Consider the following 13,960-nt stretch of genomic DNA (forward strand, 5'->3'; position numbering starts at 1 on the left):
GGAAAGCTGAGAGATGGCCGACGACTTGGAAATCATCCTGTTCGAATCTGCTGAGGCATTCGAGCGCTGGCTGGACGAGCATCACTCCTCCTCGCCTGGCATCTGGCTGAAGCTCAGGAAGAAGACTCCGGGCGTCGTGGCTCTGGATTACGGACAGGCCCTCGACGTTGCACTTTGTTACGGCTGGATCGACGGGCAGAAGGGCAGGTTCGACGACTCCTACTGGCTGCAGCGGCTCACGCCGCGCAAGCCGAAGAGTAAGTGGTCGAAGATAAACCGTGATAAGGCCGAAGCCCTGCTCGAACAGGGACGTATGCGGCCGCCCGGTCTTGCCGAAGTCGAGCGTGCCAAGGCGGACGGTCGCTGGGACGCCGCGTATGCCGGGTGGAGGAGGGCCTCGGTGCCGGACGATCTGACTGAGGCGCTCGCTGCGAACCCCGCCGCTGCGGAGTTCTTCGCGACACTGGACGGCCAGAACCGGTACGCGATCCTGTACCGCGTTCAGGACGCCAAGAAGCCCGAGACCCGGGTGCGGCGGATCGAGAAGTATGTGGCAATGCTGGCGGAGCAGAAGAAGCTCTACCCCTGAGGCCCGCCGACCGGAGTGTGCACCTGGGCGTTGCCGGTGAACGGGATGCCCTTGTTGGGGCGGCCCGTTGCCGGATTCATCGCCGCGAGTAAGCGGGAGCGGCTGCTCCGGAGCATGGGATCCCTGCGGATGCTGAGGGACAGCCTCCCCCTCGATGATGGAGATCTTCCGGGTGCAGGACGGCCGCATCGCCGAGTTGTGGGGCATATCCACGCTCAACCGCTCAGCGGACGGCAGCGCGACCTCAGGGTGAGCACGTGTGGGGTGCGCTCGCCAGGACCACCACCGATCGCCAGGTGCCGACGCTCCGATCACCGCACGTGGACACGAGATCGCTGGGACACGGGGAGACGGAGTACTGATGCCGCCTGTCTCACCAGCATCGTCACCGCGATCAACGACTGGCTCTGCTGATCGGCCTGAGATCAGGCTGAAGACGCTCGCTGTTGATTACGCAGGTAATTACCTGCATAATCGGAGTGTGAGCCTCGAAGCGAGAGCGATGGACTCGGTCTTCAAAGCGCTGGCCGACCCCACCCGACGACTCCTGCTCGACCGTCTGCGCGAGCACAACGGCCAGACGCTGAGCGAGCTGTGCGAACGCCTGGACATGGCGCGCCAGTCAGCGACACAGCATCTGGACCTCCTCGAGCGGGCCAACCTCGTGACCGTCGTACGGCGCGGACGGGAACGCCTTCACTACCTCAACCCGGCACCCATCCACGAGATCGAGGAGCGCTGGATCTCGGGGTTCGACAAACCCCGCCTGCAAGCGATCAGTGCCATCAAGAACCAGGCAGAGGAGTACGCCATGACCAGCGAACCCACGTCCGTGCCGACCTACGTCTACGTCACCTACATCCGCGCAAACGCGGAGCAGGTGTGGCATGCCCTGACGGACGCAGACCTGACGGCGCGCTACTGGGGCCACGCCAACGTCTCGGACTGGCAGCAGGGCTCGACCTGGGAGCATCGGCGCACGGACGGATCAGGCGCCGTCGACGTCGTCGGACGAGTCATCAAGGCCGAGCCGCCGACACGCCTGGTCATCACCTTCGACGACGCCTCTGACGCCGAATCGCCGAGGGAGTCGTCGGTTGTCACCTTTCTCGTCGAACCGCACCACGACATCGTCCGACTCACCGTGACCCACGAGAATCTCGCCAACCCGGAGATGCTCAGCGAGGTTTCGCGCGGGTGGCCGGCCGTGCTGGCGAACCTCAAGTCGCTGCTGGAGACCGGCGAGGTCCTCCCGCAGGCGCCATGGGAGATGTACAGCGCACACGACTGAGCCGGAGCCCACACAGGCCGTCCCCCATTCCTTCTGCGCACGACCGCAGAAGGAGGAGGACGCAGCCACCTGATCATTCCGACCGTCCCCTCTTCCAACAAAGGGGCGAGCCGGGGCCGCTTGTGAGACCAGGGAGCCGCTCCTCCTGTATCGCAGTGCCTCGACGGATAAGGTCCTGCGGATGGACAGCACAGACCTGACGCCTCTGGAACGTCGCATCTGGCAGGCGTTCCCCAGCGGCGTAGCGATCGACGTCCGACGGGGCGAGAGTGAGGACCCCGCGACAATTCAGGACGCGGAACGAACGATACGGGCTGAGGTCATCCGGGCCCTCCTCCTGGGAGGTTCATCCGAACCCGGCGAGGCGCCTGCTCTGCGCGTGGCCGGAGCGAGGATCACCGGCGTCCTCGACCTCCAGCACGCAGAGATACACCACCCGATCCGTCTGACCTCCTGTCACTTCTGCCGCTCCTTGGAACTCGACGGGGCGCAGACCCGTCAACTCGACCTCACCGGGTCCTACCTTCCTGCTCTGGCGGCCAGGTCCGTCCGCATCGACGGCGCGCTCCGACTCACGAACTGCCGGATAGCGGGAAGCGTCCAGCTGAGCAACGCCGAGATCTCCAGCGGAATATTCCTGGACCACGCGCATCTCGGAACTGGTGGCGGATGGGCGCTCCAACTCGATCACGCCTCTGTCGGCGCCGACGTATGGGCACCCCACCTCGTGACACTGGGTGGGATCCGCCTCAGCACCGCGCATGTCGAAGGGGCAGTCGATCTAGAAGACGCCCAGCTCAAGAACGCGAATGGCGATGCCCTCGACGCCGCGCGACTCACCCTCGGAACCGTCCTCAACGCCGGTGGCCTCACCGCCGAGGGCCGCGTCAGGCTCACCGGCGCCAAGGTCGCAGGCTGGATCTCCTTCATCGAAGCCAAGCTCAGCAATCCCGGCGGCGTTGCGCTGGGCATAAGCAGTTGCCAAGCCACCCAGCTGACGCTACGAGATGCACAACCAGTCTCCGGCGACGTCAAAATGCACTACGCCAGCTTCAAGGTCATCGAGGCGGCGCCGCAGGTCTGGCCGGCCGCCGTACGCCTGGAGGGACTGACGTACGAGGCGCTTACCCCGCGCCTTCCCGCCGCAGACCGCATCGCGTTGCTGCAGCGCGATGCGGACGGGTTCGTCCCCCACAGCTACGAGCAGCTCGCGGCCTCCTACCGCCGCGTCGGTGATGACGCCGACGCCCGCACCGTCCAACTTGCCAAGCAGCGTCGACGCCGGACCACTCTTCCCTGGTACGCCAAGCTATGGGGTTGTCTCCAGGATGCGACCGTGGGCTATGGCTTCCGTCCCACCCGTGCCGCTAGCTGGCTCCTTGCCCTGCTCATTCTGGGCTCAGTCGCGTATGGAACCCACCAACCACCCCCAGTCGAGAAGGGCAAAGGTCCTCAGTTCAATGCCCCCATCTATACCCTGGACCTCCTGCTGCCGATCGTCGACTTCGGTCAGCAGAGTGCCTTCGCACCCACCGGCGTTTACCAGTGGTTCTCCTACCTACTGATCGCCGTCGGGTGGGTTCTCGCCACCACTGTTGCCGCCGGGATCACACGCACCCTCAGCCGCCAATAGCGCCCGCTCATTCACGCTCTCTGTCGAGCGGTGCTCCAGCGTGTCCGGCGGTAGTACGGTCAATCGGTGCCGCGCACGGGGCAACCGAGCGACGCGCCACGACAGGGCGAACGTTGCCTGATGCGGCACTAGCTGGAAGGGGTTGCCCTCCTCCCTCGCGCTACGGTGCTGCCATGTCTCGATCAGTCGAAACCGGATCGGTCTTGTCTCCTGTCACCGCGGACGACGTCGACCTCGCCGTGCGGCTCGCCGTGGGCACCCTTCGGGACGCACCCGCGGAGGGGTGGGGCGGTAGGGCCGGTTCGCTGGAGTGGGACTGCTGGGAGACCGCCGAGCACCTCGCCAACGACCTGTTCTACTACGCCGTGCAGCTGGGGCCGCCGAGCCCGCCGCTGGACACCCATGTGCCTTTCGCGTTGAGCCGGAAGAGGCCGGACGGACCCGCGGTCTTCCTCTTCGCGGACCGTGATGCGGGTCCGGCCGGCCTGGTGCAGGTGCTGGAGGCGTGCGGCGCGCTGCTGGTCGCCATGGTGCGTACCACGCCGCGTCGGGTCCGCGCCCACCACGCCGCCGGGGTGTCGGACCCCGAAGGCTTCGCGGCGCTCGGGGTGCAAGAGACACTGGTACACATGCACGACCTGGCGGAAGGCTTCGGGCTTGCCTGGACCCCGCCCCCCGCTCTCTGCTCGCGGGTGCTCGCCCGTCTGTTTCCAGAGGCTCCGGGCGGCGCGGATCCCTGGCTCACCCTGTTGTGGGCCACCGGCCGCGCCGAACTGCCGGGGCATCCTCGTCTCACCACGTGGCGCTCGGACAGCACACCGCGGTCATAGGAGCGGATCGGCCTCAGCCGCCGCCAGGCTGATGACCGTGCCCCTACCGCGCCGAGAGCACACCGGGTCACCCGTCCCAACCGGCGACCCGGCGAACCCATGCGGTCACGGCACTGGGCGAGGACGCCTGGCCGCCGTTCCTCAGGCCGGCCGAGCTCACCGGACTGGCCGGCGCTGCCCATCACGCTTTTGGTCCTGGTACAGCGACGTCCTCCCGTTCCCGGACGCACCCCAGTACGACGCGATGCTCCTGCAACTGCGCCGAGACTGACGTCACCATGCGAACGGCATGCCATGCCACCGGCCGGGCTTGCCTTCGATGGCGCCCTTCTCGTTGGCCGCTGAGTGCATCGGCGCGCGAGTGACCCGGTCCGCGGCGGTCCGCGAACTGCGGAAGGCTGCGGCGGCCACGACCGCGTCCAGCAGCATGTGCGGGGCGTCGTGTACCTCAGGAGGGCCGGACGCTGATCAGCCCGCCTGGCTGCTGTCCTTGTACGCGCCCCAGCCGTGCCAGCGCTCGATCTCGATCCAGGCGCTGACCCGCGCCCGGTCTCGTTGCGCGTAGGGCTTGCCGGTGTACTGCTGGCTGAGCCGGTCGATATCGGCGAGGTCTGAGTCGTTTCGCATCTTGGCGACCCGGCCGATGAGGCTGATGTGGTTGTACCAGTTGGCTTCGTCCAGCACCGTGAGGGCGACCCGTGGATCGTTGCGCATATGGTCCAGGCGCTTGCGGCCCTCGTCCATGTTGACCAGGATGCGGCCGTCGTCCTCCCACAGGTACCAGGTGGCGGTGGAGACGGGCTGACCATCCGGCCGGAGTGTGCTGATGACCGCTGGATTGGCCTTTTTGATCATGGCGATCGCATCGGGGGTAAGCGGAGGCTTCGACATCGTGCTCTCCTCGATAGCCGTATTTGTCGGAGACCGGTCTGCTGTGACCTCGTACACGCTGTCACATTTCACGCGAGAGGAGCTGTCGCACGACGCTCGCCGACCAGATGGTGCCCGTGTGGGCGAACGGCGCCGTCCCACAGTCGCAGTGAGGTCTCTGAGGATCTGGCGCGCCCGCTTCTCTTGCTCTCGCCGGACCCCATCGCCGTATCCGGCATCCCGGAGCGCGGTAACCGCTCTCCCCGTGTCCACGTACCGCCAAGAGAGCGGGGTCGGCTATCAAGGTGGAGGGGATGCGGGCGTGCGTGGCGCGGCAAGTTTCAAGACCGGTCAGGAATCGAGAAGCCCCGGCGGCCGCGCAGCCCTAGCGTGATGGTCATGGCAACCACCACTTCCCCCGCAGCCGCCACGGCCCTCGCGTCCGTCACCCTTGAGGTGGCCGACCCTGAGGCCGCCCGCCGCTTCTACAGCGCCTTCGGTGTGGACACGTATGTACGCCTGCGGGTGTGCGAGGCGCACTCCACCGGATTCCGCGGCTTCACTCTGGCGCTCACTGTGTCCGGGCCGGCCACCGTCGACAGCTTCGTCGCCATGGCCATGGACGCCGGCGCCACGGTACTGAAGCCCGCCGCGAAGTCGCTGTGGGGCTACGGCGGCGTCGTCCAGGCCCCGGACGGGACGATCTGGAAGATCGCGACCTCGGCGAAGAAGGACACGGGTCCCCCCACCCGCGAGATCGATGAGGTCGTCCTGCTGCTCGGCGTCGAGGACGTGAAGGCCGCCAAGCAGTTCTACGTCGGCCGGGGCCTGACCGTGGCCAAGAGCTTCGGTGGCAAGTACGCCGAGTTCGCCCCCGGTCAGTCCAGCCCCGTCAAGCTGGCGCTGTACAAGCGCCGTGCCCTTGCCAAGGACCTCGGAGTCCCCGCCGACGGCACCGACTCGCACCGCATCGTCCTCGGCAGCACCGTCGGCACCTTCACCGACCCCGACGGGTTCGTCTGGGAGGCTGCCGCGTCGCTCGCGCCGACGCCGTCCTGACGTCCGGCCCGCACTCCCGCCCCGCCCCACCCTGTACGAGAGGAAACTGCCATGCCGTCCACGAAGTCGTCCCCCGAGGACTCCGGCACGACCACCGAGAAGTACGACGGATTCACCGCCGAGGAGCGGGCGGCGATGAAGGAGCACGCACGCGAGGAGAAGAAGGCGGCGGCGCGGCGCGGTTCGTCCCGGGCGGAGAAGGAGGCGGCGGCGGAGCGGGACGTGCTCGCGAAGATCGCCGAGATGCCGGAGGCGGACCGCGTGCTCGCCGAGCGGATCCACGAGATCATCAAGACCGCCGCTCCGGACCTGACTCCCAAGCTCTGGTACGGGATGCCCGCGTACTCCAGAGACGGCAAGGTCCTCTGCCACTTCCAGAGCGCGGAGAAGTTCAAGTCGAGGTACGCCACGCTCGGCTTCAGCGACCAAGCGGCACTCGACGACGGCACCATGTGGTCGACCGCTTACGCCGTGAGGGAGCTGACCACGGCCGACGAAGAGCGTATCAGCGCGCTTGTCAAGAAGGCGGTGGGCTGAGGCCGGCCGGGGCAGAACCGGCGGCGAGAGCGACCGAGTCGTGGCCGTCTTGTCGTCCATCCACCGGTAGACCAGGCGGGAGGTGACGACCGCATAGGGCGCGGCGCGGTGGGTTCGCGACGGGCATTGGGGTTCCATCCTCGAAGGCAAGGCCGATGCCGCGGCCCGGGATTGTGCGCAGGTTCGGGTCCCATGCCGCCTGTGCGGAACCGCTGGGTCACGCCCTCGAACTGATCCCGCAGCCGCTCGGGGTACGGGCCGGACCTGCCGACCGACAGGAACGGTCCCGAGGAACTCCCACTCTTTGCCGGTGAGTTGCGTCTCCGCGTCACACCACAGTCCTACAGGACCCGCGCCCATTCCTCAGCTTGATCAAAACTGAAGACAGTCCCTGGCCCCCTGGGCCCGGGGGAGCACGGCACGCTGCTCGTGGTGGACCATATCCAGATGGGCTGCGGGAGCATCGGACCATTGTTCTCCTTCGAACCGGCCGGAATCACTTGCGACTTCATCTGCCTGTCCCAGTCCATCAGCGGGTACGGGACTGCCATGGCCCTCACGCTGATGCGCCCCGATCACGACGTGTGGAAGCCCGGCAAGCACAACGGCACTTCCGCGGCTACAACCACACGTGCGTCACCGCCGTCCGGGCGCTGGAGCTGTTCTGGTCCGAGGGCGCGCTGGAGGCTTGGACCACCGCGCTCGGCGAGCGCGTGGGCCGCGCCCTCGCTGAGACCGCCGGTGGCACGGACTGCCTGCACCGCGCGGGCGCGGTCTGACCCGGGACCTGCCCTTCGACCGTCCGGGTGCGGCCCGCGAGGTGTGCGACGCCGCGTACCTGGTCGGCCCCCTGCTGGAGACAGCCGGGCCTCAGGGTGAGACGGCCAAGGTCTGCCGCCGCTGACGGTGGCGGACGGGCAACTGGCACAGGGGCTCGGGACACTCGACGAAGCCGTCGCCTCGGTGGTCGGCAGGCGGATGCTTACGGCCTGAGTGAGCCCTCGCGCCAGCCTCTTGACGACGAACCGTGGGCGGCGAACAGACCAGGCCAACGAAGGGGAAAGCGCATGTCGGTCGATCTCGTCGGCTTCCTCGGCGTCGTACTGGTGGCCTACGTGGTCCCCGGCCCCGACTTCCTGGTGGTGGTCAGATCGGCCACCGAGCATCGCGCCAAGGGGCGGGCCGCGGCGCTGGGTGCCCAGACCGGGCTGTGTGTGCACATGCTCGCCGCCGCCGTCGGCCTGTCGCTGATCGCTGCCCGCTCTCCGGTGGTCTACGACGCCATCAAGCTGCTGGGCGCGGCCTATCTCGTCTACCTCGGTATCCGGGCGGTGCTGGCCGCCCGGCGCGCTGCCCGCGAGCAGCGTGCCGGGCGAGAGGTGACCGGCGGTCCGGGGGACGGTGCAGGGCCGCGGGCCTCAAAGGTAGACGGGTCGGCCCGCGGTCGATGGCGGTCCGGCTTCACCCAGGGATTCCTCACCAACGTGCTCAACCCCAAGGCGGCGCTGTTCTTCCTGAGCATCCTGCCGCAGTTCGTCCACGGCGGCGGCTCGCCAACGCGGCAGATCTTCTTCCTCGGCCTCCTGGACGTCCTGATCGGCATCGCCTACTGGTTCGCCCTCGTCGCCGTCGCGGTACGCCTGCGCATCCTCCTCGCCCGCCCGAAGGTCCGCCACCGCTGGGAGCTGACGACCGGCTGGCTGTTCATCGGCATCGGCGTCGCTGCAGCCTCCTGAAATACCTGCTCACTCTTCGCGTCACTGCGTCGATGCCGACAGCGTGTGTGGGGCGGCCGACCCGGGGAACCTGTGCTCCACGTGCGGCAGAACCGGTGAAAGGGTCATAACGATGCACACCTCCGAGGAGAACGACACCTCACACATCGACGAAGAGACGAAGGAACGCTCCGCGGAACAGCGGAACATCACCGCGCCTACTCCGCCGGATGTACGCGCCGAGGGCGAGCACGAGGAAAACTGGCCGCCCGCAGCCAAATCTCAAGCCCCATAAGAAGCGGCCAGGGGGACACAGTCGGCGAACGAGAAGCGAGACGGCCGACGCAACGTTTCGATCCCTTCGACGCGACTGGCGACCACCCCTACTGCCATGTGCTTCCCGTCGAGGGCGCTGCGCGCGTCGACTACGACGATCAGTACCCACCTGAGCGGGCCGACGCCATGCGACGTCCGGCCGACGCGACGTCCGGCCACGGCCTCGCTCTGGTCAGGCAGGACCATCCCCGCCGCCTCGTGCCGCATGAGCGGAACCGGCCCGAAGCAGGGAACGCCGGCCGGATCGGCCTAGGCGGACACTTGACGCGGCTATGCCGTAAGCCGGTTGGCCGTGAGGGCCGGGGTCGTCGAACAGTGGTGACCGGGCTTGGAGAGAATCCCGGCATGGTGATGGCACGGCACTGGTACTCCTCGTCGCCCGTGGTGGACGGGCTTCGGCTCTTGTATGAGCCGGGCTTCTGGCCCGCGCACTTGGCGGACTTGTCCGAGGGTCACCCGCCAGAGGCCTTCGGCTCCGATGCGGGCGACGCCGCGGCCATGCTGGACCAACTCCACAATCCGTCGGCGTGGCCGATGTTCACGGTGCCGCTGGTCGGCGGCTTCACGATCGTCCTGCACTACAACAGCGGCGAGGAGTTCACGACCACGGACTACTTCCTCACGCATCCCGACTGGGGCCAGGATCTCACCCTGGCCAGCGACGATCAGGACCGCATCGGCCCCGGGCTGTGCTGGCCCGAACTCACCGCCCTGCTGGAGGCACCACCGGGTGCGGCAGGCGTTACCGACCTTCACACCCGTCTCCTCCTTCTTCTGCCGGTTCTCGGCGACGCGGCGGTTCCGGAGGAGGCCGTGACGGGGGTGGCCGAGGCTCTGGCCGCTCAGGGGGCGCCCGAAGCGAGCGAGACGTTGGCCAGACGCCTGCTCCAGGGACACCCCATGTGGGGCGCCGCGGACTGGTGGTGCGACGATGACGAACAGAGCTGGCTCTGCGAGGGCGATCACAGCCCCCGCAAAGTTCCCCTCGGTGACCACCTGTCCCCACAACAGCGAACCGCTCTCGAAGCCTGCCTCACCCCCCGCTGAGCGCTCCGCACACGGTGCTCAAGTGTGGGATAACCCCTGCTCCGTTGTGTTCCCCACCTTCGCCGGCGCGTGTCGAGACGGCGGAAGCGGGGTCCGCGCGTTCGGCAGTCCGCTTGGTCACGTGCCCTCGCGGGGACGTGCATGACGACGTGCCGTCAAAGAGCGCGTAGTAGCCAGGTCAGTTCCAGTTCGCGGGCGGTCAGGCCGGATGTCTCGCGGAGCATGTCGGTTTCGGCTCCAGGGGGCAGTTCGCCGGCGAGAGTCAGGGCCGCTGCTGCCGTTTGTGGGCGGACGCCGAGGGATGCTCGCAGGTGGTAGGACCGGCGCAGCTGGGCGATGCCCTGTTCCCGGTCCTGCTCCAGGAGGTGGGCTCCGATGTGGCGTACGGCGTAGGACTCCAGCAGTGCGTCGTCATGTTCCCTGGCGTGCCCCAGTGCCTGCCGGTAGGCCGTTTTGGCGGCGTCGGGATCCTTGTGGATGTTGTCGGCGAGCACCCCGAGCCAGAACGTGGCCCAGCCGGTCAGCCGTCGGTCGGCCGTGGCGGTGGTGAACTCCTCGCGAGCCTGCGGCAGGTCTTCTGGGAGCGGCTCCAGGCTGAACAGCAGCCGGGTGTAGCGGATCTGTGCGGTGAGGTATCCGGCGAGTACGGGGTCGGACGGCTGGAGTGCGGTGACCGCCTCCTCGGCCGCCGCGGCGCCGTCCAGTCTCCACCAGTAGCGGTCCACCAGGATCTCCGCCCGCTCCGCCACCGCGTCCGTCGGCAGCATGGCGAGCGCCTCGTCCCACCGGCCCATACGGTGCAGCATTCGCGCGACGGCGGTTCCGCCGTCCATCATGTAGGCGGCATCAGTAGTCATGATGCCTACTCTTAAGGCTGGGAGGTAGGTGGTCAAGTGCGTTACGTCGACTACGTCGGGAATCTGACCCGACTTGCTGTCGAGATCGTCAACGGCGACGGCCCGAGCGAGTTGCGCCGGGAGATGTTCCGCCAGCACCGGATCGCCGAACCGGACCCCGAGCGGCTCGGCGAGTTTCTGCCCAGGCTGCTCGACGCGGTGGAGGCCGCATCCCATGGCGGGCCGCTCGGCCCCGTCAATGCCCTGCTGGAACAGCACCCGCCGCTTGTCCGGGTCAACGACCACAACGGCGAAGGCTCGCCACATCTGCACTTCGCTCCCAACGGCGAGGACGCCGTCAGCTGGCTCGGACGCAGTTGCTCCGCGGCACTCGCGCACGTCGTCTGCGGCGACCCGGCCGTGACGATCGGCCGCTGTCACGCTGTCGACTGTGAGCGTTTCTACGTCGACGACTCCCGCAACCGCACCCGGCGGTTCTGCTCCAACGCCTGTGCCAGCCGGACCACCGTCGCCGCCTACCGTGCCCGCCGCAAGGCTGGAGACTGACCCGGCGCCGTCGCCCCTCACAGATCGTCAATCGCTCTTCAGTCCACGCCTTCCCCACATCGTTGCCAAGCCAACGACCTGGGGCGAAGAGCAGCCCTGGCTGAATTCCGGTCCGGAGACCCCCATCAGGGATGCGTTCGTCGCCTCCAGCAGCCCGGACACCCCAGACCGTCTCGGCATGCACGCGTATGATCAGCCCATCCCGCCCAGCGAGAACGCATCAGCCCTGGGGGGTGCCCCTGTCTCTTTCCCGGCTGATAGCCGCCGGCGCGGCCCCGGACCTGATAGAGCGGGCCAGGACCGCGGCTGCTGAGGACATTGCCCACGCTCACGGGTCGTACCGGGCCGCAGGACAGCAATCGAAGGACATCAACAGCGCACCGAGGCTGGGCCCGTGGCATCGCGAAGTCCGCCAGACTGGACCCGCCCAGGGTCACGGCCTGCGCACGGTCTCCTGGGAACCGGGTCGGGTTCCCTCATGCGGTGCTCCTCAAGGCCAGCAGGTCCGACAACGCGTCCACCGTGCGGAGTGTGGGCACCTCGACGCCGGTGATCTCCGCCAGTTCGATCACGGCGGGGAGCAGGACGTCGAGTTCCAGCGGCTTTCCGCGCTCCAGGTCCTGGAGCGTGGACGGACGGTGGTCGCCGACGCGCTCGGCGCCGGCCAGGCGCCGTTCGACGGAGACCCCCACCTCGCAACCGAGGGCCTCGGCGACCGCGAGCGTCTCCCGCATCATCGTCTCGATGACCTGGCGGGTTCCGCCGTGCGTGGCCATCTGGCGCATGGTCGCCCGTACCAGGGCACTGATCGGGTTGAAGGAGACGTTCCCGAGGAGTTTGACCCAGATGTCGCTCCGGAGGTCCTCCTCCACGGGGCACTTGAGACCACCCGCCCGCATGGCCTCGGCGAAGTCCAGGCAGCGCTGCGAGGCGCCGCGCGCCGGCTCGCCGATGGAGAACCGGGTGCCTTCGACGTGCCGCACCACACCGGGGGCCTCCAGTTCGGTCGCCGCGTACACCACGCAGCCGATCGCCCGCTCGGGCGCGAGCACCGCACTGACCGCGCCGTCGGGGTCGACACTTTCCAGGCGGCGCCCGTCGTGGGGACCGCCGTGCCGGTGGAAGTACCACCAGGGAATGCCGTTCTGAGCGGCCACCACGGCGGTGGTGTCATGCAGCAGCGGCTCGATCAGCGGCCCGCACGCCGCGTACGAGTTCGCCTTCAGGCCCATGAACACGTAGTCGACCGGGCCTATCTCGGCCGAGTCGTCCGTGACGTGGGCGCGCGCGGTGAAGTCACCGCGCGGACTGAGGACGCGCACCCCGCCGCGCCTCATGGCAGCGAGATGGGGTCCACGGGCGATGAGATGCACGTCCGCGCCTCCGCGATGAAGGGCGGCACCGACGTAGGCGCCGATGGCACCGGCGCCGAGAATGGCGACTTTCACAAGGAGCTCCGTTCGGTCGAGGGTTACCGAGGAACTTCGGTGAACCTCCGGGGAGGCCTGGGGAATACGGCGAACGGCCAAGGAGGTGAAGGGGGTTCGGCATGACTGCCGTGATGTGCTTGTCGAGCGAAGAACTCGACTGAATATTGTCTACAGTATGGAAGATGGAGCGGCAAGGGTCCTGACGCAGGCGAGTGGCCGAACGGTGCGTCTCGGGCGTCGGGCGCCTATCGGGCGTACGACCGGGCCCAGTCCCTTTGTCGGGCGGAAGTTCGCCGTAGACTGTAGACGATAGTCAATCGGTTGCCGACTTCCTGCTGCCCGTCCCGGCGCCGTTCAGAGGGGACTTCGCGATGTTGTCGACTGGACTGGCGCATGGGGCGGTGCCCAAGCTGCGGCGACCAGGTCCGCTGCGCGACCGGGTCTACGAGGCGCTGCTCGACCTGATCACGACCCGCGCCCTGAGCCCCGGCCGGCACCTCGTCGAGAGCGAGCTCGCGGGCCACCTCGGAGTGTCCCGGCAGCCGGTGCGGGAGGCGCTGCAGCGGCTCAACACCGAGGGCTGGGTCGACCTGCGGCCTGCACAGGGCGCGTTCGTTCACCAGCCCACCGACGAGGAGGCCGGCCAACTGCTGTCCGCGCGTACGCTCCTGGAAGCGGAGGCGGCCGGGCTCGCCGCCGCCCATGCGGACGATGCGGGCGTTGCCGAGCTCAAGAAGATCTGCACGGCGGGCGCGCAGGCCGTCGCCGACGACGACGTCGACAGCGCGGTCGCGCTCAATGCCCGTTTCCGCGCCGAAGTGATGGAGTTGGCGGGCAACGCGGTCCTCCAGGGGCTCGTCGGCCAGGTCGACCGCCGGGTCCGCTGGTACTACACTCCGGTCGCCCGCCGGCGCGGCCGGCGCTCCTGGATGGAGCACCGCGGACTGATCGCGGCCATTTCCGGGCGCGACGAGGAATGCGCCGCTCGCCTGATGCGCGAACACGCCGAGCACACCCGCCGGTCGTACCACGAACGGGCGTGCGACTAGGGTCGCCGAAGGCGAGACCCGGCGCGAAGCCGGCCGTGCTGCGGCGACCGACCGGGCAGCGCCCGTCGGGAGCGGCCGAGGGCGGTCCTTCTCCCCAGGGGGAAAGGACCGCCTCGGGCTTGGCCGCCGACGGGCGTACGGCTCACGGGTCGTGGGGACGGTGCGTGGCGG

The 13,960-nt window shown here is 68.2% G+C and carries 15 protein-coding genes; 11 read left to right on the plus strand and 4 right to left on the minus strand.

What is annotated here, in order from left to right:
- Positions 1–13: 13 nt before the first annotated feature.
- The 4 genes from ACF1A5_RS27255 (at position 14) to ACF1A5_RS27270 (ending at position 4,343) form a co-directional block, all read left to right on the plus strand.
- Positions 14–589, plus strand: a complete 576-nt coding sequence (locus tag ACF1A5_RS27255) for a YdeI family protein (RefSeq protein WP_392195528.1) — start codon at positions 14–16, stop codon at positions 587–589.
- A gap of 502 nt (positions 590–1,091) precedes the next feature.
- Complete coding sequence (locus tag ACF1A5_RS27260) at positions 1,092–1,880, plus strand: ArsR/SmtB family transcription factor (RefSeq protein ID WP_392195646.1); 789 nt, start codon at positions 1,092–1,094, stop codon at positions 1,878–1,880.
- A gap of 181 nt (positions 1,881–2,061) precedes the next feature.
- Positions 2,062–3,513 (plus strand): membrane-associated oxidoreductase, encoded by a 1,452-nt coding sequence (locus ACF1A5_RS27265; RefSeq protein WP_392195529.1) that lies wholly within the window; start codon positions 2,062–2,064, stop codon positions 3,511–3,513.
- A 173-nt stretch (positions 3,514–3,686) separates the two neighbouring features.
- Positions 3,687–4,343, plus strand: a complete 657-nt coding sequence (locus ACF1A5_RS27270; RefSeq protein ID WP_392195530.1) for a hypothetical protein — start codon at positions 3,687–3,689, stop codon at positions 4,341–4,343.
- 273 nt (positions 4,344–4,616) lie between these two features.
- On the opposite strand, the gene ACF1A5_RS27275 is transcribed toward ACF1A5_RS27270, so the two are convergent.
- On the minus strand, positions 4,617–4,772 hold the full coding sequence (locus ACF1A5_RS27275; protein WP_392195531.1) for a hypothetical protein: 156 nt from the start codon (positions 4,770–4,772) through the stop codon (positions 4,617–4,619).
- Positions 4,773–4,811: 39 nt separating this feature from the next.
- A complete protein-coding gene (locus ACF1A5_RS27280) occupies positions 4,812–5,234 on the minus strand; it encodes a PPOX class F420-dependent oxidoreductase (protein ID WP_392195532.1) in 423 nt (140 codons plus the stop codon).
- Between the two features lie 372 nt (positions 5,235–5,606).
- Here ACF1A5_RS27280 and ACF1A5_RS27285 point away from each other — a divergent pair, with 372 nt between their 5' ends.
- From ACF1A5_RS27285 to ACF1A5_RS27305, 5 genes are all read left to right on the plus strand, one after another.
- On the plus strand, positions 5,607–6,272 hold the full coding sequence (locus ACF1A5_RS27285) for a glyoxalase (protein ID WP_392195533.1): 666 nt from the start codon (positions 5,607–5,609) through the stop codon (positions 6,270–6,272).
- A 51-nt stretch (positions 6,273–6,323) separates the two neighbouring features.
- The gene (locus tag ACF1A5_RS27290) at positions 6,324–6,809 is read left to right on the plus strand and encodes an iron chaperone (protein ID WP_392195534.1); all 486 of its coding nucleotides are present in this window, start codon (positions 6,324–6,326) and stop codon (positions 6,807–6,809) included.
- Between the two features lie 584 nt (positions 6,810–7,393).
- Positions 7,394–7,588, plus strand: a complete 195-nt coding sequence (locus ACF1A5_RS27295) for a hypothetical protein (protein WP_392195535.1) — start codon at positions 7,394–7,396, stop codon at positions 7,586–7,588.
- 288 nt (positions 7,589–7,876) lie between these two features.
- On the plus strand, positions 7,877–8,545 hold the full coding sequence (locus tag ACF1A5_RS27300; RefSeq protein ID WP_392195536.1) for a LysE family translocator: 669 nt from the start codon (positions 7,877–7,879) through the stop codon (positions 8,543–8,545).
- Positions 8,546–9,205: 660 nt separating this feature from the next.
- On the plus strand, positions 9,206–9,907 hold the full coding sequence (locus tag ACF1A5_RS27305) for a hypothetical protein (RefSeq protein WP_392195537.1): 702 nt from the start codon (positions 9,206–9,208) through the stop codon (positions 9,905–9,907).
- A 155-nt stretch (positions 9,908–10,062) separates the two neighbouring features.
- Here the strand turns inward: ACF1A5_RS27305 and ACF1A5_RS27310 are convergent, their stop codons facing one another.
- Positions 10,063–10,764: a hypothetical protein gene (locus tag ACF1A5_RS27310; RefSeq protein WP_392195538.1), complete on the minus strand. Its 702-nt coding sequence runs from the start codon at positions 10,762–10,764 to the stop codon at positions 10,063–10,065.
- 36 nt (positions 10,765–10,800) lie between these two features.
- Here ACF1A5_RS27310 and ACF1A5_RS27315 point away from each other — a divergent pair, with 36 nt between their 5' ends.
- The gene (locus tag ACF1A5_RS27315; protein ID WP_392195539.1) at positions 10,801–11,310 is read left to right on the plus strand and encodes a CGNR zinc finger domain-containing protein; all 510 of its coding nucleotides are present in this window, start codon (positions 10,801–10,803) and stop codon (positions 11,308–11,310) included.
- Between the two features lie 476 nt (positions 11,311–11,786).
- Here ACF1A5_RS27315 and ACF1A5_RS27320 read toward each other — a convergent pair whose 3' ends face one another.
- Positions 11,787–12,758 carry a 2-dehydropantoate 2-reductase gene (locus tag ACF1A5_RS27320; RefSeq protein ID WP_392195540.1) on the minus strand — a complete coding sequence of 324 codons (972 nt, stop codon included), beginning with the start codon at positions 12,756–12,758 and terminating at the stop codon, positions 11,787–11,789.
- A 353-nt stretch (positions 12,759–13,111) separates the two neighbouring features.
- Between ACF1A5_RS27320 and ACF1A5_RS27325 the strand changes: the two genes are divergently transcribed.
- The gene (locus ACF1A5_RS27325; protein ID WP_392195541.1) at positions 13,112–13,789 is read left to right on the plus strand and encodes a GntR family transcriptional regulator; all 678 of its coding nucleotides are present in this window, start codon (positions 13,112–13,114) and stop codon (positions 13,787–13,789) included.
- The last annotated feature ends 171 nt before the right edge of the window (positions 13,790–13,960 follow it).

It is taken from the genome of Streptomyces sp. NPDC014864, assembly GCF_043081525.1.
Taxonomy (GTDB): Bacteria; Actinomycetota; Actinomycetes; order Streptomycetales; family Streptomycetaceae; genus Streptomyces.